Source organism: Zoogloea sp. (assembly GCF_041908905.1).
Lineage (GTDB): Bacteria > Pseudomonadota > Gammaproteobacteria > Burkholderiales > Rhodocyclaceae > Zoogloea.
On the sequence record NZ_JAYREK010000004.1, the window covers coordinates 141,763 to 161,126 of the forward strand.

Genomic DNA, 19,364 nt, shown 5'->3' on the forward strand with positions numbered 1-19,364 from the left:
CTTATCCTTACTTGCCCGCTCCGCCGGAGCGAAGGAGCCCCGAATGCGAAAACTCGCCGACACGCCCATCTCCCTGCGCCTCACCGGTGCGATCTGGCTGATGCTCCTGCTTGCCTGGGGCGGCATGATCGCGTGGGAAACCCGTGTCAATCGCGAGACCGCCATCGCCCAGGCCCAGGATTTCGCCCGCAGCATCCACGAGATGACCATGGCCGGCCTCACCGGCATGATGATTACCGGCACGGTCGGCCAGCGGGCGGTCTTCCTCGATCAGATCAGGCAGCTCTCGGTGATCAAGGATCTGGAGGTCATCCGCGGCGACGCGGTGAGCACGCAGTTCGGCCCGGGCGACCGGCCGCCGCCGCAGCTGGATGCCGACGAGCAGGCGGCCCTGCAGACCCGCCGCGAGGTGCTGCGGATCGAGCGCGACCCGGCCGTCGGCGAATACCTGCGGGTCGTCACGCCGACGCTGGCCTCCGAGAACTACCTCGGCAAGAACTGCGTCGCCTGTCACCAGGTGCCGGCGGGAACGCCGCTGGGGCTGGTCAGCATGAAGGTGTCCCTCGACAAGGTGAATGCAGCGGTCGATACCTTCATGTGGAAGAGCATCGTGAGCGCGCTCGTCGTGTCGCTGCCGCTGATCGCCTTTGTGGTGTTCTTCGTGCGGCGCTTCGTCGTGACGCCGCTCACCGCGATGAACGCCAGCCTGGCCGAGATCGCCGCCGGGGAGGGCGACCTGACCCGGCGCCTGCCGGTGGCCGGGCGGGACGAGATCGGTCAGACGGCGGCCGCCTTCAATTCGATGCTCAGCACCATCGCCCAGCTGGTCCGCCACGTCGGCGACTCGGCCCAGCAGGTGACCGGCTCCGCGCGTCAGCTCGCCGACGGGGCGGCCCGGGTCGCCGATGGCTCGCGTCGCCAGAACGAACACTCCGGGCAGATCGCGCTCGCCGTCGAGAGCGTGGCGGCGGGCGTCGCCAGCGTCGCCGGCAGCGCCGGGCGGGTGCATCAGGGTTCCCTGGAGAGCCTGCGTCGCGCCGAGGAGGGCGCCGCGACCCTGCATCGGCTGGTCGCCGAGGTGGACCACGCGGAAGGGGCGGTGCGGCAGATGGCCGAGTCCGTGGAGCATTTCGTCGCGTCCACCGCGTCGATCTCCACGCTGACCCGCGAGGTCCGGGAGATCGCCGAGCAGACCAACCTGCTGGCCCTCAATGCCGCCATCGAGGCGGCCCGGGCGGGCGAGCACGGGCGCGGCTTTGCGGTGGTGGCCGACGAAGTGCGCAAGCTCGCCGAAAAGTCGGCCCACTCGGCCAGCGAGATCGACGCCGTGACGTCCCGCCTCGGGCTGCAGTCGGAGGCGGTGCACGAGGCCGTCCAGGTGGGCCTCGCCCATCTCGGCAGCAGCCGGACCGCGGTGGCCAGCGTGTCCCAGGCCATCGCCGCAGCCAACGAGTCGGTGGTCGCGGTGGGCCACGGCCTCGACGAGATCGCCGAGGCCACCGAGCAGCAGCGCAGCGCCAGCGCCGAGGTGGCGGCGGGGATCGAGGAGATCGCCCGGATGGCCCGCGACAACACGATGGCGGTCGAGACCACGGCCGAGGCCGCCCGGGGGCTGGAAACCCTCGCCGGTGCGCTGCAGCAGACGGTCGCCCGCTTCCGCGTCTGAGGCTTTTCGGCGCCAAGTTCCACATCCTCTGGCTGCCGGACGGACTTCCGGGGCTAGAATAACAAGTTGGCAACAGCACATTCGCTACAAGACGGAGCCCCCCAGATGCCCCAGTACCGTTCCCGCACCTCCACCGCCGGCCGCAACATGGCCGGCGCCCGCGCCCTGTGGCGCGCCACCGGCATGAAGGATGGCGATTTCGAAAAGCCGATCATCGCCGTGGTGAACAGCTTCACCCAGTTCGTGCCCGGCCACGTGCACCTCAAGGACCTCGGCCAGCTGGTCGCCCGCGAGATCGAGGCTGCCGGCGGTGTCGCCAAGGAATTCAACACCATCGCCATCGACGACGGCATCGCCATGGGCCACGGCGGCATGCTGTATTCGCTGCCCAGCCGCGACCTCATTGCCGACAGCGTCGAGTACATGGTCAATGCCCACACCGCCGACGCGATGGTGTGCATCTCCAACTGCGACAAGATCACCCCGGGCATGCTGATGGCCGCGATGCGCCTCAACATCCCGGCGATCTTCGTCTCCGGCGGCCCGATGGAGGCCGGCAAGGTCAAGTGGGAGGCCAAGGTGATCTCCCTCGACCTCATCGACGCGATGGTCAAGGCCGCCGACAGCAGCTGCTCCGACGAGGAAGTGGCCGCCGTCGAGCGCTCCGCCTGCCCGACCTGCGGCTCCTGCTCCGGCATGTTCACCGCCAACTCCATGAACTGCCTCACCGAGGCCCTCGGCCTGTCGCTGCCGGGCAACGGCACCGTGGTGGCCACCCACGCCGACCGGGAACGCCTGTTCAAGGAGGCCGGCCGCCGCATCGTCAGCCTGGCCCGCCGCTACTACGAGCAGGACGACGAGTCGGTGCTGCCGCGTTCCATCGCCAGCTTCAAGGCCTTCGAAAACGCCATCAGCCTCGACGTGGCGATGGGCGGCTCGACCAACACCGTGCTGCACCTGCTGGCCGCGGCGAGCGAAGCCGGCGTCGACTTCAAGATGAAGGACATCGACCGCATCTCCCGTCAGGTGCCCTGCCTGTGCAAGGTGGCGCCGGCGGTGGCCGACGTGCACATCGAGGACGTCCACCGCGCCGGCGGCATCATGGCCATCCTCGGCGAGCTGGCCCGCGCCGGCCTGCTGCACACCGACCTGCCGACGGTCCACAGCAAGACCCTGGGCGAGGCCCTCGCCACCTGGGACGTGATGCAGGCCCACGATTCCGGCGTGTTCAATTTCTACAAGGCCGCGCCGGGCGGCGTGCCCACCCAGGTGGCCTTCAGCCAGGACCGCCGCTGGAACGAGCTCGACCTGGACCGCAGCAAGGGCGTGATCCGCGACAAGGCCAACGCCTTCAGCCAGGACGGTGGCCTCGCCGTGCTGTACGGCAATATCGCCGAGAAGGGCTGCATCGTGAAGACCGCCGGAGTCGATGAGTCGATCTGGACGTTCACCGGCCGCGCCCGCGTCTTCGAGAGCCAGGAAGACGCCGTCGAGGGCATTCTCAACGACCAGATCGTCGCCGGCGACGTGGTGGTGATCCGCTACGAAGGCCCGAAGGGCGGCCCGGGCATGCAGGAAATGCTCTACCCGACCAGTTACCTCAAGTCCAAGGGCCTGGGCAAGGCCTGCGCGCTGCTCACCGACGGGCGTTTCTCGGGCGGCACCTCGGGCCTCTCCATCGGCCACGCCTCCCCCGAGGCGGCCTGTGGCGGCGCCATCGGCCTGGTGGAGGAGGGGGACGTCATCGAGATCGACATCCCCAACCGCCGCATCCACCTGGCGGTGAGCGATGCCGAGCTGGCCAGCCGTCGCGAAGCCCAGAACGCCCGCGGCTGGAAGCCGGCCAACCGTGTGCGCCACGTCTCGGCGGCGCTGCAGGCCTATGCGGCGCTCACCACCAGCGCCGACACCGGTGCCGTGCGCGATGTGACACAAGTTCAAACCTGATTTGCCGGTATTTGGCAATACTGAGGGCTCAGCTTCGGCTGGGCCCTTTTTTATTGTATTTGTTGATTCATTCCTCGTCCCGAGGCGATGAATTGCGGTTTCATGACCTATCTGCCTGCGCTGTGAACAACCCCCCCCTGGTTTTGCCGGCTGTGGGTGTTCCAGGATCGAAGGACCATTCTCGAGGATTGCCCGATCATGACATTCGCTCTCGCCTCCTCCCCTGCCTATGGTGCAGATTGCCTCGTCCGTCAGGTTGGCGGTCGTGCCGAGTGGGAACAGCTGTCGCGCCGCCTGCCCATGCCTCACCTGGTTCAGGCCTGGGCCTACGGCGAGGCCAAGGCGGCGGAGGGCTGGGGCGTGGAGCGCCTCGTGTTCGAGCAGGGCGGCCGGCCGCTGGCGATCTGCCAGGTGCAGGTCAGGCGCATCCTGGGCCTGACGGTGGCGGCCCGGATCGAGCGTGGCCCCCAGTTCATGGCGGCCCGTCCGACCGACGCCGAGGGGCGGGCCGTGTATGCCGCCCTGCGCCGGCGCTGGCGCTTCGGCCGTCGCGGCGTGCTGTGCCTGGCGCCGGGCCTGGTGGAGTCCCAGTCGCACCGGGAGTGGCTGCGGGCCGAGGGCTTCCGCACCCGCGGGGTTGCCGGCTGGTGCTCGGCCATCCTCGATCTCACCCTGGGCGAAGCGACCCTGCGCCGGCAACTGGCGGCCAGCTGGCGTAACCAGCTCAATACGGCGGAACGGAGCGGCCTGGGCTTCGAGCTGTCCATGACGCCGCGGGCGGTGGACTGGATCCTGGAGCGCCACGCAGAGAAGGCCCGGGAGAAGGGTTTCGTGGGGCCGTCGGTGAGTTTCCTGCGCGCGCTGCAGCGCCAGGCACCGGAGAACTTCTTCGTGGCCCGTGCCCTGCGTGACGGGGTGCCCCTGGCCGGGATGGTGGTGCTGCGTTTCGGGCGCAGCGCCGAGTGTTTCATCGGCTGGCACGAGGACGAGGCGGCCCCGGTCAAGGCCGACCACTTCGTACTGTGGAACGCGGCCCTGGCCATGGGCCGCCTGGGCTGCGAGCGTTTCGACCTGGGCGGCTACCCGCCGGCCTCGGAAGGCCGTGGGCGATTCAAGCCGGACATGCGCGGCAGCGAGTACCACCTGATGGAAGAGTGGACGGCCTTCTGAGCGCCGCCCGGCCGGGCCTCAGCCGAGCTTCTTCTCCATGAACAGCGCCTGGCCCATGGCCGGGTCGAGCTGGTAGCCCTCGAAGCCGAATTCCAGGTAGGCGCGGCGCGCGCCGAGGTTGCCTTCGAGCACCTCGAGGGTCAGCTTGCAGCAGCCTCGTGCCCGCGCGACGGCCTCCACGTGGGCGAGCAGCGCCCGGGCGATACCCTGGCGGCGGAAATCCTCGTGCACCACGATGTCATGCACGTTGAGCAGCGGCCGGCCGGCGAAGGTCGAGAAGCCCTCGACGCAGTTGATCAGCCCGACCGCGTGCGGCCCGGCGTCCGAGGCCTGATAGGCGATGAAGCTCAGCACCTGGGGCCGGCGGCGCAGCTCGGCCGGCAGGCGGGCGCGGAGTTCGTCGCTCATCGGTGCGCCGTTGCCGGTGGGGCTGCGCATGTAGTGGTCGAGGAGGGCGAGGAAGTCGGCACAGTGCCGGGAGGCGTCGAAATCGGTTGCCACGATGGCGAGGCCCGGGATGCCCGCAGGCGCCGCCTGGTGTGCTTGGTGTGTCATGGGGTCGCCTACTTGCCTCCGAGTGCGTGCAGCACGCCCACCGTGACCAGCGTCAGCAGCATCACGACGGTGCCCGCGACCAGCAGGATGGGCGTGTAGCTGACGATGGCAAAGTGCTTTCCGCAATGCCTGCAGCGGAAGTATTCGGTGAAGTCGATCCACAGGAACTTGTGGGGCCGGATGCGCGAGCTGCGCACGTCGGTGCTCTTGCAGTGAATGCAGTGGGGCGTGGCGTGGTGCACGAGCGCATAGCGCCGGGCCGGCCGCTCGCCCCGCTTCTGGCTGGCCGGGGCGGATGCCGCCGGGGCGTCGTCAGGAAGGGCGTGGGCTGCGGATGTGCTGTCGTCCTCCGGCGTGATCCGGGGCTCGTGGCGGCCCTTCATCCCACGGCCTGACCCCCGGTGCCGGTCGGCCGAGCGCTTGCCCTGCATCTGCGAGCGCCGCCGCAGCAGGAAGCCCGCCAGCACGACGATGAAGGCGATTATCCCGAGCGCCGCGACCTTGAGATACGGGCGGATCGCCTCCCAGACGACGCGGGGATCCGGCGCCGGGCTGCCCGGAGCTGCGGTGTCTGCCGCGGCGGTGTGCTGGGCCCGCAGGGCCTTGAGCTTTTCGTGGCCGTGCCAGGCCGCCTCGGCGGGGCGCATGCCGCTGCGGGCGAGGAGCAGGGCGTCCTCGAAGGCGAAGCCGGCCTCCCACCAGGCCAGCCGGTCGGCGGGGGTGAAGCCTTCGCGCTTCCATTCGCTGGGGTCGGCGTGGTCCAGTTCGGCCATCATGGTGGTCGTCGCGCGTGCCGAGTCCAGCCACAGCCGCGCTTCCTCGGGGTCGAAGCCCTTGTCGGCCCAGGTGCGGGCCACCACCGGCGCGAAGTGGGCGCCCAGCCAGGCCACGGCTTCCTGGGGTTTGAACCCGTAGCTCGCCCACTCCTGGGCTTCCTGGGGCTTCATGCCGGAGTCTTCCCAGCGGGTGATCTGGCGTGGCGCCGGGAGGGCCGTTGCGCCGGTGCCCGGGACCGTGGCGTCTAGGGTGGCGGGAGGTTCGTTGACCGTGCCGCCGTGGGCGACGATCGGGGACGTCAGGGCGATCAGGGCCGCAAGTGCGGGCAGATAGGCTTTCATGGGACGAAGATAAAGCAGGTTTGGGCCCGTTTTTTGCGAAATTGTGATCTGTTGCAAAAAAAGTCATGCCTCGGCCCTTGGGAACCGTGGCGTGGCGGATGCTGGTGCGGTTTTGTGCGGGCGGCATTCTCCCATGACAAAGGCGTGCGTGTGGCCTAAATCGTTGCGGGGTGTGAATTACGCCGGGGAGCACGGCATGCCGCCGGTTGCGCGGGGCACGCTGGCAATTGCTGCTATGAAAGGGGTATCGTGGCATGAAGACCTGTCGGGCGAGCCGCCCGCAGGGGCTGACGAATCCCGAGGGCTGAGATGCACGAAATGTCACTGGCGGAGGGGATCCGCCAGATCGTCGAAGAGGCGGGGCGCGAACGAGGCTTCCGCAAGGTCCGGACCGTGGTGCTGGAGATCGGCCAGCTCGCCGCCGTCGAGCCCGACAGCCTGCGCTTCTGTTTCGACCTGGTGATGCGGGGCAGCGTTGCGGAGGGGGCCGCGCTGCAGATCGACCGCCTGTCCGGCCGCGGCTGGTGCCCCCAGTGCGCGGAGACAGTGCCGATCGCCGCCTTGTATGATGCGTGCCCCCGCTGCGGCGGCTACCGGGTGGAGGCCACGGGCGGTACCGGGATGCGGGTCAAGGAACTTGAAATCGAGTGAAGGTGGTCTGAGATGTGCAACGTGTGCGGTTGTGGCAGCGGGGAGACCCGCATCGAGGGCGAGGGCCGCGGGCCGGCATATCGGTGGGCGCCGGTGGCGCGCCGGCGTGCCGTCCAGCCCGAGGCGGCCCCGGCGGAGCCGCCGCCGTCCGAAGGTGACGACGGCGCCGTGCATTTTGGCCACGGCCCGGCCGGCGCCCACGCGCCGGGCATGAGCCAGGCCCGGATGGTCAGCATCGAGCGGGACATCCTCGCCAGGAATGACGACTTTGCCGCCGACAACCGCCGCTGGCTCGCCGGGCGCGGCATCCTCGCCCTCAACCTCGTCTCCAGCCCCGGCTCGGGCAAGACCAGCCTGCTCGTCCGCACCATCGCTGCGCTGCAGGCCATGCCGCAGGCGGTGCCGGTGAGCGTCGTCGAGGGCGACCAGCAGACCAGCTTCGACGCCGAGCGGATCCGCGCCACCGGCGCCCCGGCGCTGCAGATCAACACCGGCAAGGGCTGCCACCTCGACGCCCAGATGGTGGGCCGTGCCCTCACCCGGCTGGCGCCGTCCGAGGGTAGCGTGCTGCTGGTCGAGAACGTGGGCAACCTCGTCTGCCCGGCGGCCTTCGACCTGGGCGAGGCGGCCAAGGTGGTGGTGCTGTCGGTCACCGAGGGCGAAGACAAGCCCCTCAAGTACCCGGACATGTTCGCCGCCGCCAGCCTGATGCTGATCAACAAGATCGACCTGCTGCCCCACCTCAGCTTCGACATGGACAAGACCATCGACTTTGCGCTGCGGGTCAACCCGCGCCTGCAGGTGATTCCGCTGTCGGCCACCAGCGGGGAGGGCTTCGACGCCTGGCTGGCCTGGCTGCTGGCCCGCCGCGAGGAGGCCCGGGCCGGCGTCTCCGCCCCCGCCGAGCCGGAGGCCCGATGCTGATCGTCGTCGACCCGACCCGCGTCGCCCGGCGGCTGCGTGTGCGCGGGGTGGTCCAGGGGGTGGGCTTCCGGCCCTTCGTCTATCGTCACGCCCGCAGCCTCGGCCTCGCCGGCTGGGTGCGCAACGACGGCGCGGGGGTGGAGATCGAGGTGCAGGGCAGCGAAGCGCGGATCGACACCTTCATCCTTGGCCTCGTCACCGCTGCGCCGCCCCTGGCGCGCATCGATGCGGTCGAGCCCGAGGTGATCCCGCCGGACGACGGGCGTCGGGATTTCGCGATCCTGCCCAGCGCCGGCGGTGCCGTGGCCACCGCCATCGGGCCGGATGTCGGTGTCTGCCCGGCCTGCCTCGCCGAGCTGTTCGACCCGGACGACCGCCGCTGGCGCTACCCCTTCATCAACTGCACCCACTGCGGGCCGCGCTACACCATCACCCGCAGCCTGCCCTACGACCGGGCGCGGACCAGCATGGCCGGCTTCGAGCAGTGCCCGGCCTGCGCCGCCGAATACGCCCACCCGGGCAACCGGCGCTTCCACGCCGAGCCCAACGCCTGCCCGGCCTGCGGGCCGCACCTGAGCCTCCACGAGCCCCACGGCGTGCCGGCCCTGGCCCGCGACGCGATCGCCGAAGCCCTGCGCCGCATCCGGCTGGGCGAGATCGTCGCGATCAAGAGCCTCGGCGGCTTCCACCTCGCCTGCGATGCGGCCAACCCCGACGTCGTCGCCCGCCTGCGCGCCCGCAAGCAGCGCCCCGACCGGCCGCTGGCGCTGATGCTCGCCAACCTCGCCAGCATCGCCCCGCTGGCCCGCCTGAGCGGCGCCGCGGCGGCCACCCTGGAGAGCGCCGAGCGCCCCATCGTGCTCCTCGACAAGCAGGCCGGCTTCGATGCCCGGCTGCCCGGCATCGCGCCGGACCTCGACGAGGTCGGCGTCATGCTGCCCTACACGCCGCTCCATTACCTGCTCTTCCACGAGGCCGCCGGCCGGCCCGCCGGCACCGGCTGGCTCGCCGAGCCGCAGCCCCTGGCCCTGGTGATGACCAGCGCCAACCCCCACGGCGAGCCCCTGGTGCAGGGCAACGACGAAGCCTTCGAGCGCCTCGCCGGCATCGCCGACGTGCTGCTGATGCACGACCGGGACATCGTCGTGCGCTGCGACGACTCGGTGCTCCGCCTGCGCAGCGATCTGCCCGCCGGCCCCGGCGAGGCGGCTGGGGCGGGGGTCCAGTTCCTGCGCCGGGCGCGGGGCTTCACCCCGCTGGCGATGCCCTTGCCGGCGTCCGGCCCGCCGGTGCTCGCCTTCGGCGCCCAGCTCAAGGCCACCCTGTGCATGGCCCGCGGGGCGGAGGCTTTTTTATCCCAGCACATCGGCGACCTCGACAGCCCGGCCGCCTGCGTGGCGCTGGACGACGCGGCCGGGCACCTGCTGCAGATCCTGTCGGTGCGCCCGGCCGCGGTGGCCCACGATGCCCACCCCGACTACTACTCCACCCTGGCAGCCCTCGAGCTGTCCCGGCGCCTCGACGTGCCGGCCTTTGCCGTCCAGCATCACCACGCCCACGTCGCCGCGGTGTGCGCCGAGCACGGGCTGGAGGGCCCGGTGCTGGGCCTCGCCGCCGACGGGGTCGGCCTCGGTAGCGACGGCATGCCGTGGGGCGGGGAACTGCTGTGGGTGGATGGCGCCGATTTCCGGCGCCTCGGGCACCTCGCCCCGCTGCCGCTGCCCGGCGGCGACCGCGCCGCCCGCGAACCCTGGCGGATGGCCTGCGCGGTGCTGCATGCGTTGGGCAGCCCCGACGAGGCGGCGCGCCGCTTCGCCCATCAGCCCAAGGTGGCCCAGGTGCTCGACATGCTGGCCCGGGGCACCCGCTGTCCGCCCGCCACCAGCCTCGGCCGCTGCTTCGACGCCGCCGCCGCCCTGCTGGGCCTGTGCGAGACGATGAGCTTCGAAGGCCAGGCGGCGATGCGCCTCGAGACGGCGGCCCGCGCCTACGGCAAGGCGCTGCCGCTGCCCGGTGCCTATCACATCGACCGCCGCGCCCCCGACGGGCCGTCGGTGCTCAACCTCTACCCGCTCTTCAAGCTGTTGGCGGAGGAGGGCGACCCGGCCCGCGGCGCAGCACATTTCCACGCCAGCCTGGTGGATGGCCTCGTCCACTGGCTTGCCGAGGCCGCCCACGCCAGCGGGCTGCGCCGGGTGGTGCTGGCCGGCGGCTGCCTGCACAACCGGGTGCTCGCCGCGGGCCTGCGCCACAAGCTCGGCGCCCGGGGGCTGGCGGTGTTCGAGGCCCAGCACGTGCCGCCCGGCGACGGCGGCATCGCCCTGGGCCAGGCCTGGGTCGCCCGGGCGCGCCTCATGAAGGAGGGCGGGTGAAGAAGTCGGCGCACACGCCGGCCACCGTGCGCCGGCTCGAGGACATCCCCAACGTCGGTGCCAGGGTGGCCGGGCTGCTGCGCCGCCTCGACATCACCGCGCCGGACGCGCTGGTCGGGCGCGATCCGTGGGCGATGTACGCCGAACTCAACGCCCGCTGCGGCGTCCGCCACGACCCCTGCCTGCTCGACACCTTCATTGCCGCGACGCGCTTCATGGCGGGCGAGCCGGCGCGGCCCTGGTGGCATTACACCGCCGAGCGCAAGGCGCGCGGCCTTTAGCAAGGAGTGCTTCCATGTGTCTGGCCATCCCGACCCGCGTGGTCGAACTGCTCCCCGACAACCAGGCCCTGGTGGACCTCGGCGGCGTCCGCAAGGCCATCTCCCTCGAGCTGGTGGATGGGGTGGCGGTGGGCGACTACGTGATCGTCCATGTGGGCTATGCCCTCACCCGGCTCGACCCGGACGAGGCCGCCCGCACCCTGGCGCTGATGGCCGAGGCCGGCCTCGACGTGGGCAGCGCCTGCCCATGAAGTACGTGGATGAATTCCGCGACGGCGAGCTGGCCCGCGGCCTCGCCGCCGCCATCGCCCGCGAGGCCGATCCGGCGCGCCGCTATGCCTTCATGGAGTTCTGCGGCGGCCACACCCACGCGATCTCCCGCTACGGTCTCGCCGATCTGCTGCCGACCCAGGTGAGGATGATCCACGGCCCCGGCTGCCCGGTCTGCGTGCTGCCCATCGGGCGCATCGACCAGGCGATCCGGCTGGCCCTCCACGAGGGCGTCACCCTGTGCACCTACGCCGACACCCTCCGGGTGCCGGCCTCGGCGGGGCTCACCATGCTGCGCGCGCGCGCCCGCGGCGCCGACATCCGGATGATCTATTCGGCCGCCGAGGCGCTGGCGCTGGCCCGCCGCGAGCCCGGCCGGCAGGTGGTGTTCTTCGCGATCGGCTTCGAGACCACCACCCCGCCCACCGCGCTGCTGGTCCGCCAGGCGGCGGAGCTGGGGCTCGCCAACTTCAGCGTGCTGTGCTGCCACGTGCTCACGCCGCCGGCCATCGCGGCGATCCTCGACGCGCCCGAGGCCCGGGCGCCGGGGGGCGTGGCGCTGGACGGCTTCATCGGCCCGGCCCACGTGAGCACCGTGATCGGCAGCCGCCCCTATGCCCGCTTCGCCGCCGCGTACCGCAAGCCGGTGGTGATCGCCGGCTTCGAGCCCCTCGACGTGATGCAGGCGATCCTGATGCTGGTGCGCCAGGTGAACGACGGCCGCGCCGAGGTCGAGAACGAATTCACCCGTGCCGTCACAGAGGACGGCAACCTCAAGGCCCAGGCGCTGATGGCAGAGGTATTCACGGTGCGCGAGCACTTCGAGTGGCGCGGCCTCGGCGTGCTGCCGCGCTCGGCGCTGGCCATCCATCCGCGCTACGCAGCCTTCGATGCCGAGGCCCGCTTCGGGCTCGCCTACACGCCGGTTGCCGACCACAAGGCCTGCGAATGCGGGCCCATCCTGCGCGGGATCAAGGCGCCCCTCGACTGCAAGCTGTTCGGCACCGTGTGCACGCCCGAGACGCCGATGGGCGCCTGCATGGTCTCGTCCGAAGGCGCCTGCGCCGCCCACTACACCTACGGGCGCGTCCGCGACGGGGCGCCGCCGGGTTGAATCTGCGTCCGGCTTCAGGTTTTGCTCCGCGCCGCCGATAGAGCCTCAAATGGTCTGTGTCGGGCCGCGTGAGGAGACAAAAAGTGAAGTTGTTCAGCAAATTGCGGGGAGAGTCCGCGTCGGGTGTCGCCACGTTGCAGTGCCGTGCCGCCGAGCTGGAGCAGGCGCTGGCGGCCGTGTCGATCAAGCCGACTTTCATCAGTGCCTACGTGTCGCCCCACCTCGACATCGATCAGGTCGCCCGCACCGTGACCCGTCGTTTCCCCGGGGTGGCGATCACGCTGTGCTCCACCGCCGGCGAGCTGTGCTCGGCCGAGAGCGGGCTGTACTGCGGCACCGGCGAGCAGTGGGATCGGGTGGTGCTGCAGTGCTTCGATGCCTCGCTGATTTCCCAGGCCTGCGTGGTGGCGGTGCCCCTTGGCTGCGAGGACATCCGCCGGGGCAGCGTCGAGGTGACGGTCAAGGAGCGGGTGGCCCGGATCGCCCGCAACATCCAGGCCCTGCAGGTGGGCATGGAGATCGACTACCGGGATACCCTGGCGTGCATCCTCTTCGACGGCCTGTCGGCCTCGGAGTCGTTTTTCATGGAGGCGCTGTACGACTCCGGGCGCTTCCCCTGCCTGTTCGTGGGCGGCTCGGCCGGCGGCAAGTTCGACTTCCGCAACACCTGGCTCCACGACGGCACACGGCGCCTCGAGAACCACGCCCTGATCGCCTTCCTGAAGGTGGGCCGGGGCACCCGCTTCGGCGTGCTGAAGAGCCAGAACTTCGTGCCCGACGGGCCCCACTTCCCGGTGCTGCACGCCTCCCTCGAACAGCGTTACGTGAGCGAGGTGATCGATGCCGACGGGCGGGCGGCGTCCTTCATCGATGCCCTGTGCGCCCACGTCCGCTGCGCCCCGCGGGAGCTGGAGGGCAAGCTGGCCGACTACTCCTTCGCGATCCAGGTCGGCAAGGAGATCTTCGTGCGCTCGGTGGTGCGGGTCGATGTGGACGCCGGCCGGGTGTATTTCTACTGCGACATCTCCCCGGGCGACGACCTGCTGCTGGTGCGCCGGACCAAGCTGGTGCAGAGCACCGACGAGGACTTCCGGCGCTTCATGGCCGGCAAGCCCGGCGCGCCGGTGGCCGGCATCCTCAACGACTGCATCCTGCGGCGGCTCTACAACGACAAGGACCTCGCCCAGGTCCGCCGGGCGCTGCCCTGCGACCAGCTGGCGGGCTTCTCGACCTTCGGCGAGATCCTCGGCCTCAACCTCAACCAGACCCTCACCGCAGTGTTCTTCTTCCGGGTGCCGGAGGGCGCGGCCTTCCGTGACGACTACGTGGACAACTTCGTGGCCCACTACGGTGAGTTCAAGGCCTTCTTCCTGCGCCGGCAGGGCGCCAAGCTGGCCGGCCTGTCGAAGCTGATCGTCACCCAGATCGACGACTACCAGGCCCGCCGCTTCGACAGCCAGATCGACGCTTCGAGTTTCGACGAGGGCATCGCGCCGGTGGTGCATGGCCTCAACAGCCTTGGGTGCACCCTGAGAGCCTCCCGCGACCTGCGGGAGAGCACCGCGACGCAGCTCGAGGAGTGCGCCGGCGACCTGTACGCTTCGGTGGGCGTGCTCGCGGCGACCTCCGACGAGCAGGCGAAGGTGGTGGGGCAGGTGGGCGACACCGTCGAGGCGCTGTCCCGCCAGGCCGGAGACGCCGCAGGCAGCGCGCGCAACCTGGCCCAGTCCAGCGGGCGGATCAAGGGCGTCGTCGAGATCATCCAGCAGATCGCCGACCAGACCAACCTGCTGGCGCTCAACGCGGCCATCGAGGCGGCCCGCGCCGGGGAGGCCGGCCGTGGCTTCGCGGTGGTGGCCGACGAGGTGCGCAAGCTGGCCGAGAAGTCGCGTACCAGCGCCGGCGAAATCGGCGCCGACATCTCGACCCTGGCCGCCGAGATCAACCGGGTCGCCCAGGAGATCGGGCGTCAGGCGGACGACGTGTCCGGCGTGTCGAGCATGCTGCAGGATATCGAGGCCTTCAGCAGCAAGACCGCCGAGAGCGCCGAGCACGCCCGCCTCGTCGCCGATACACTCAAGAACCTTACCGACAACACGCTGAGGCATGCCTGAGCGGCGGCGTGGCCGTCGCGGCGAGGCCTGCCGCGGCGCTCGCGCCATCATGAAGAAAACCTACGTCCGTCCCCTCGACCTCGCCTCCGGCGCCGTGGATCTCTCCCACGGCGGCGGGGGGCGTGCCATGCTCCAGCTCATCGGCGAGGTCTTCGCCCGGGCTTTCGACAACGAGTGGCTGCGCCGGGGCGATGACGGTGCCGTGCTGCCGGCGCCCGCGGCCGGCGAGCGGCTGGTGATCGCCACCGATGCCCACGTGGTCTCGCCGCTGTTCTTCCCGGGTGGCGACATTGGTTGCCTGTCGGTGCATGGCACCATCAACGACGTCGCGATGATGGGCGCGCGGCCGCTCTACCTGGCGGCCAGCTTCATCCTGGAAGAGGGCTTTCCGCTGGCCGACCTCGCCCGGCTCGTCGCCAGCATGGGCGCCGCGGCCCGCGAGGCCGGCGTGCCGGTGGTCACCGGCGACACCAAGGTGGTCGAGAAGGGCAAGGCTGACGGCGTCTTCATCAGCACCACCGGCGTCGGCGCGCTGCCGGCGGGGCGCGCGCTGTCGGGTGCCAACGCCCGCCCCGGCGACGCGGTGGTCGTGTCGGGCACCCTCGGCGACCATGGCATCGCGATCATGGCCCGCCGCGAAGGGCTTGCCCTCGACACCGAGATCCGCTCCGACACGGCGGCCCTGCATGGCCTCGTCGAAGCGGCGCTGGCGGCGGCGCCGGGGCTGCGGGTGCTGCGCGACCCGACCCGCGGCGGGCTGGCGGCGACCCTCAACGAAATCGCCCAGCAGTCCGGCGTCGGCATCGTCCTCGACGAGATGGCGCTGCCCGTCGCGCCGCAGGTGGCGGCGGCCTGCGAGTTCCTCGGCCTCGACCCCCTGCACATCGCCAACGAGGGCAAGCTGATCGCCATCTGCCCGGCGGACCAGGCCGACGCGCTGGTCGCCGCGCTGCGCGCCCATCCGCTTGGGGCCCAGGCGGCGCGGATCGGCGAGGTGCAGGCCGACGAGCGACGCTTCGTGCAGATGAAGACCGCCCTCGGCGGGCGCCGGATGGTCGACTGGCTGGCGGGTGAACAACTGCCGCGGATCTGCTGATTTCCGCTAAAGCCACCGCTGCGCCGGCCGTAGTGCGGGTATCTGTATCGTGATGAGCGGCGGATGCCATGAAAATCACTGAGTCCACCCTTGCCCTGCAGGCCCAGGCCAGCCGGACGAGCCGGCTCCAGGTGAACGAGAGCCTGGAGGTCTGGCCTGGCACGCGGAGCACAGGAGCCGAGCCAAGCCTGTCCACCGCGGGGCGGCAGGCCCTGCAGGCCGAGGAGAGCGCGGCCCCGGAGGCGGCGTCGGGCGGGGCGCCCCTCGATGCGAAGCTGGCGCTGGTGAAGGCCATCGTCGAGCGCCTGCTGGGGCACTCGATCACGCTGCTGTCGAGCGAAGACATCGCAGCCACCGCCGTGGCCGAGGGCTCGCCGGCGCCGGGTGCCAATGCGCCGGCGGGCGGCTTTGCCTATTCCCGCAGCGAGACCCTGGAGCGTACCGAGGTCGCCAGCTTCGACGCCGCCGGCACCGTCCGCACCGCCGACGGCCGCGAGATCGCCTTCCAGCTCAGCCTGTCGATGGCCCGTTTCGAGCGCGAGACCCGCAGCGTCAGCCTGCAGGCCGGCGTGGCGAAGGACCCGCTGGTGGTCAACTTTGGCGCCGACGCGGCGAGCCTGCGCAGCCAGCGTTTCAGTTTCGACCTGCAGGGCAATGGCCAGGCGGTGGACATGCCGCTGCTGGGCCAGGGGAGCGGCTTTCTGGTGCTGGATGCCCTCGATGGCGGGCGCGTCGCCTCGGGTCGTCAGCTCTTCGGGCCGGCCAGCGGTGACGGCTTCGCCGACCTGGCGGCCTATGACGACGACGGCAACGGCTGGATCGACGAGGCCGACCCGGTGTTCGGCCGGCTCGGCGTGTGGACGCCGGAGGCCGACGGCGGCGGGGCGGTGCGCAGTCTCGCCGAGGTCGGCGTGGGTGCCCTGGGCCTCGCCCACGCCGCCACCCCGTTCACGCTGAAGGATGCAGGCACCCTGGGGGCGATCCGCAGCTCCGGCGTCTATCTGAGCGAGGCGGGGGCGGTGGGCAGCCTGCAGCAGGTGGACGTGATCGTCTGATCAGCCCCCCGTGCGGTGCCGGAAGCCGTCGGGCACGGTCACCGGGCGCCTGGCGGTGTAATCGAAAAACAGGATGCCGGTCTTGCCCCGGGCGACCTCGCGCCCGCTGGCCTTGTCGCTGGCCCGCCACATCAGGTCGCAGCCGTACTTGTTGAAGTCGGCGGGGGTCATCTCGAAGACCAGGGTTTCGCCGTGGAAGGCCTCGGACTTGTACTGCATCGCGGCGTCCGCGACGATGATCCCGACCCCTTCCACGTCCATCTCGGTGTACCCGAGGGATTTCAGGAAGCGCACCCGGGCCTCGGACAGCAGGCCGATCAGCGCCGCATTGTCCAGGTGGTGGCCATAGTTGATGTGGCTGATGTAGATCGGGATTTCGGTCGAGAACAGAAACTGCTCGGGGAGCTGGATGATCACGCGGGCCATGGCGGTCTTTCGGGGAATGGGGCGTGGATTATCGCAGGGGCGGCGGTTGCCGGGCAGCGCCGCGGCGCTGTGATGCGGCGGCTTGCACTAAAATGAAGGCTCCTTGCGTGCCCGGTGCCGGCGATCATGTCTCCCCTGCCTAGCGACAGTCTTGCCCTCGTGCTGCTGGTCTTCGCGCTGGGCGTGAAGCACGGCTTCGACGCGGACCACCTGGCCACCATCGACGGCCTGACCCGCTACAACACCCGCGCCCGGCCGTGGATGGCACGCTTCTGCGGCAGCCTGTTCTCGCTGGGCCACGGGGCGGTGGTGGTGGCCATCGCCCTTGGGGTGAGCCTGCTCCCTGATGGCTGGACGGCGCCGGCGTGGCTCGAACTCTCCGGTGCCTGGATCTCGATCACCTTCCTGGTTCTGCTCGGGCTGCTCAACCTGCACGCCGCCTTTGCCGCCGAGGCCCACGCGGTGGTGCGCCCGGTGGGCCTCAAGGGACGCTGGCTGGGCCGCCTGGCGCGGGTTTCGGACCCGGCCGGGGTGGCGCTGGTGGGGGCGCTGTTCGCCCTGTCCTTCGATACGGTGAGCCAGGCCGCCTTGTTTGCGGTGGCCGGCGTGCAGGCCGGCGGCTGGCGGCATGCGGTGGGGCTGGGCGTGGTCTTCATGGGCGGCATGTTGCTCGCCGACGGCGCCAACGGCCTGTGGATGGCCCGGCTCGTCGCCCGGGCCGATCGCACGGCGCGCATCGCCTCGCGGGTGATGGCCGTCGCCGTGGCGGGCATCAGCCTGCTGGTGGCCGCCTACGGCGCCGCGCGGCTGGCCCTGCCCGGGCTGGAGGCCTGGGGGGAGGGCAAGGAGCTGCTGTTTGGCGCCCTCGTGATGGGCGTGGTGTTCGCGAGCTTACTGGTGGGCCTGTATCTGGCGCACCGCGGCAATCTGCCCCAAGGCGCCATCTGAACTGCACTTTCTGCCAGATTGCCGCAGGCCGGGCCGCTGGGGCGCCGCACGGTGTAGCATGGCGGGCCCGTCGGATGTCCCGGCCTTGATCGGCTTCAAGGCCGCATCCCGTTTGCCGGCCTAGTATCCGCCGGTAGTCTGGGGGCATCCGTCCTCCGGTCGAAATTGATGAGCTTCACGAGTCTCCCTTGAAAACCGAAAGTCCCTCTTCCGTCGCGGGCCGCCTGGGTCTCGGAGGTGTTGCCCGGCGGTGTCCGGCGTGAACGATCCCGGCCTCCAGCGGCTTGGCCTGGCCGTCGTCGTTTCCGTTGCCGCCCATGGTCTGATCCTGGCGTTCGGGGGCGGCCTGCGCGCTCCGGCCGCGCCGCCGCGCCTCATCGAGGCCCGTCTGCTGACCGAGCAGGTGTCCGGGCAGCCCGATGCGGATGTTCGGCACGCAATCTCCCGGCCTGCGCCCGCGCAGCCGTCTGTCGCGCACCAGAGGCCGTCGGCGCCGGTCGAAGCGGCCAGGGCGCCGGCCCGGCGCGAGGCCGAGACGCCGGCGCAGCCGCGCATGGTGACGTCGCGCAGCGATGCCGCCGTACCCAGCCTGCCGGCGCCCTCCGTTCCGGCTGCCGCGCCAGGTGCGCCGGCCGTGGCGGCGTCCCGGGCGGACGCATCGCCGGCACCCGTCGCCGCGCCATCTCAGGGGCCGGCCTCCGCGCCGGCGCCCTACGCACCGCCGAGCTTCGGTGCCCGCTACCTCGACAACCCCAAGCCCGCCTATCCGATGGTCGCCCGTCGCCGTGGGCTCGAAGGCACCGTGCGGCTCGAGGTCCGGGTGTCAGCCGAAGGCATCCCGACCTCGGTCAAGGTCCGTGACAGCGCCGGTCACGAGGCCCTCGACGAGGCGGCGACGACGGCCGTCTGGCACTGGCGTTTCGTTCCCGCCCGGCGCGGGGGGGAGGCCGTCGAGGGCGTGGTGGTGGTGCCGATCCGCTTCCGGCTGGGCGACGACGAGGCCGGGTGAGTCCGGTTTTCTGCCGCTCTCGTCATCGGTATGACAGGCCCGGCGGGCAGGGTCGTGTCGGCGTCCCCACGGGGAGATGCAAATAGTGTTTGACAGCCTGAAAAACGATGTCTAGAATGCGCAGCTTCTCGCTTGGAGGGGTTCCCGAGCGGTCAAAGGGATCAGACTGTAAATCTGACGGCACTGCCTTCGAAGGTTCGAATCCTTCCCCCTCCACCAACAGTTTCAGCTGTTTGCTCGGTCGCGAGTTTTGCGGTTCGAGTGGTGATTGTGAGTCGTTGCGTTGTAAAGCGGGTGTAGCTCAATGGTAGAGCAGAAGCCTTCCAAGCTTATGACGAGGGTTCGATTCCCTTCACCCGCTCCAGGTTGAGTGTGTGAGGCCCATGTAGCTCAGTGGCAGAGCACTCCCTTGGTAAGGGAGAGGTCGGCAGTTCAATCCTGCCCATGGGCACCATCAATTCGATGGTGCGGCAAACCAAAGTTAGTGTTCCGATTTCCTGATTTTTTGCGGGGTTGATGATATGGCTAAGGAAAAATTCGAGCGGAAGAAGCCGCACGTAAACGTCGGCACGATCGGTCACGTTGACCACGGCAAGACCACCCTGACGGCGGCGATCACCACCGTTCTGTCGCGCAAGTTCGGCGGCG

19 protein-coding genes and 3 tRNA genes are annotated in these 19,364 nt (G+C 70.5%); 18 read left to right on the top strand and 4 right to left on the bottom strand.

The genetic code is table 11. From position 1 onward, the window contains the following. Positions 1-43 precede the first annotated feature (43 nt). The 3 genes from ACE3OU_RS04680 (at position 44) to ACE3OU_RS04690 (ending at position 4,783) form a co-directional block, all read left to right on the top strand. On the top strand, positions 44-1,666 hold the full coding sequence (locus ACE3OU_RS04680) for a methyl-accepting chemotaxis protein (RefSeq protein ID WP_374240382.1): 1,623 nt from the start codon (positions 44-46) through the stop codon (positions 1,664-1,666). 105 nt (positions 1,667-1,771) lie between these two features. Continuing rightward, complete coding sequence (gene ilvD / locus ACE3OU_RS04685) at positions 1,772-3,613, top strand: dihydroxy-acid dehydratase (protein WP_374240383.1); 1,842 nt, start codon at positions 1,772-1,774, stop codon at positions 3,611-3,613. Between the two features lie 198 nt (positions 3,614-3,811). Beyond that, positions 3,812-4,783: a lipid II:glycine glycyltransferase FemX gene (locus ACE3OU_RS04690; RefSeq protein ID WP_374240384.1), complete on the top strand. Its 972-nt coding sequence runs from the start codon at positions 3,812-3,814 to the stop codon at positions 4,781-4,783. An 18-nt stretch (positions 4,784-4,801) separates the two neighbouring features. Here the strand turns inward: ACE3OU_RS04690 and ACE3OU_RS04695 are convergent, their stop codons facing one another. Then, positions 4,802-5,338, bottom strand: a complete 537-nt coding sequence (locus ACE3OU_RS04695; protein WP_374240385.1) for a GNAT family N-acetyltransferase — start codon at positions 5,336-5,338, stop codon at positions 4,802-4,804. 8 nt (positions 5,339-5,346) lie between these two features. Beyond that, positions 5,347-6,456, bottom strand: coding sequence for a hypothetical protein (locus tag ACE3OU_RS04700; RefSeq protein WP_374240386.1), 1,110 nt, complete (start codon positions 6,454-6,456; stop codon positions 5,347-5,349). Between the two features lie 309 nt (positions 6,457-6,765). Between ACE3OU_RS04700 and hypA the strand changes: the two genes are divergently transcribed. The 9 genes from hypA (at position 6,766) to ACE3OU_RS04745 (ending at position 16,333) form a co-directional block, all read left to right on the top strand. Next, a complete protein-coding gene (hypA, locus tag ACE3OU_RS04705) occupies positions 6,766-7,107 on the top strand; it encodes a hydrogenase maturation nickel metallochaperone HypA (protein WP_374240387.1) in 342 nt (113 codons plus the stop codon). A 12-nt stretch (positions 7,108-7,119) separates the two neighbouring features. After that, complete coding sequence (gene hypB, locus ACE3OU_RS04710; RefSeq protein WP_374240388.1) at positions 7,120-8,031, top strand: hydrogenase nickel incorporation protein HypB; 912 nt, start codon at positions 7,120-7,122, stop codon at positions 8,029-8,031. Next, complete coding sequence (gene hypF, locus ACE3OU_RS04715; protein ID WP_374240389.1) at positions 8,025-10,403, top strand: carbamoyltransferase HypF; 2,379 nt, start codon at positions 8,025-8,027, stop codon at positions 10,401-10,403. Before hypB ends, hypF begins: the two co-directional genes overlap by 7 nt. After that, positions 10,400-10,684, top strand: a complete 285-nt coding sequence (locus tag ACE3OU_RS04720; RefSeq protein WP_374240390.1) for a helix-hairpin-helix domain-containing protein — start codon at positions 10,400-10,402, stop codon at positions 10,682-10,684. Before hypF ends, ACE3OU_RS04720 begins: the two co-directional genes overlap by 4 nt. A 14-nt stretch (positions 10,685-10,698) precedes the next feature. Further along, a complete protein-coding gene (locus ACE3OU_RS04725) occupies positions 10,699-10,935 on the top strand; it encodes a HypC/HybG/HupF family hydrogenase formation chaperone (RefSeq protein ID WP_374240391.1) in 237 nt (78 codons plus the stop codon). Beyond that, positions 10,932-12,068 carry a hydrogenase formation protein HypD gene (gene hypD, locus ACE3OU_RS04730; protein ID WP_374240392.1) on the top strand — a complete coding sequence of 379 codons (1,137 nt, stop codon included), beginning with the start codon at positions 10,932-10,934 and terminating at the stop codon, positions 12,066-12,068. The genes ACE3OU_RS04725 and hypD overlap by 4 nt, the downstream gene beginning before the upstream one ends. Positions 12,069-12,151: 83 nt before the next feature. After that, positions 12,152-14,182: a methyl-accepting chemotaxis protein gene (locus ACE3OU_RS04735; RefSeq protein WP_374240393.1), complete on the top strand. Its 2,031-nt coding sequence runs from the start codon at positions 12,152-12,154 to the stop codon at positions 14,180-14,182. Positions 14,183-14,231: 49 nt separating this feature from the next. Continuing rightward, a complete protein-coding gene (gene hypE / locus ACE3OU_RS04740) occupies positions 14,232-15,278 on the top strand; it encodes a hydrogenase expression/formation protein HypE (RefSeq protein WP_374240394.1) in 1,047 nt (348 codons plus the stop codon). A 68-nt stretch (positions 15,279-15,346) separates the two neighbouring features. Beyond that, positions 15,347-16,333 carry a hypothetical protein gene (locus ACE3OU_RS04745; protein ID WP_374240395.1) on the top strand — a complete coding sequence of 329 codons (987 nt, stop codon included), beginning with the start codon at positions 15,347-15,349 and terminating at the stop codon, positions 16,331-16,333. Here ACE3OU_RS04745 and ACE3OU_RS04750 read toward each other — a convergent pair whose 3' ends face one another. Beyond that, complete coding sequence (locus ACE3OU_RS04750) at positions 16,334-16,759, bottom strand: acyl-CoA thioesterase (protein ID WP_374240396.1); 426 nt, start codon at positions 16,757-16,759, stop codon at positions 16,334-16,336. Between the two features lie 126 nt (positions 16,760-16,885). On the opposite strand from ACE3OU_RS04750, the gene ACE3OU_RS04755 reads away from it, so the two are divergent. Beyond that, complete coding sequence (locus ACE3OU_RS04755) at positions 16,886-17,707, top strand: nickel transporter (RefSeq protein WP_374240397.1); 822 nt, start codon at positions 16,886-16,888, stop codon at positions 17,705-17,707. Positions 17,708-17,882: 175 nt separating this feature from the next. Here ACE3OU_RS04755 and ACE3OU_RS04760 read toward each other — a convergent pair whose 3' ends face one another. Continuing rightward, positions 17,883-18,143: a hypothetical protein gene (locus ACE3OU_RS04760; protein ID WP_374240398.1), complete on the bottom strand. Its 261-nt coding sequence runs from the start codon at positions 18,141-18,143 to the stop codon at positions 17,883-17,885. A gap of 117 nt (positions 18,144-18,260) precedes the next feature. On the opposite strand from ACE3OU_RS04760, the gene ACE3OU_RS04765 reads away from it, so the two are divergent. The 5 genes from ACE3OU_RS04765 to ACE3OU_RS04785 all read left to right on the top strand — a co-directional run. Next, complete coding sequence (locus ACE3OU_RS04765; protein ID WP_374240399.1) at positions 18,261-18,716, top strand: energy transducer TonB; 456 nt, start codon at positions 18,261-18,263, stop codon at positions 18,714-18,716. A gap of 134 nt (positions 18,717-18,850) precedes the next feature. Then, positions 18,851-18,935: transfer RNA gene (locus ACE3OU_RS04770), tRNA-Tyr, on the top strand. A 71-nt stretch (positions 18,936-19,006) separates the two neighbouring features. Then, positions 19,007-19,080, top strand: a tRNA-Gly gene (locus ACE3OU_RS04775). A 15-nt stretch (positions 19,081-19,095) separates the two neighbouring features. Then, positions 19,096-19,170 (top strand) — tRNA-Thr (locus tag ACE3OU_RS04780). Positions 19,171-19,237: 67 nt separating this feature from the next. Beyond that, on the top strand, positions 19,238-19,364 hold a 127-nt coding region (locus ACE3OU_RS04785; protein WP_299864498.1), incomplete at its 3' end, for a GTP-binding protein.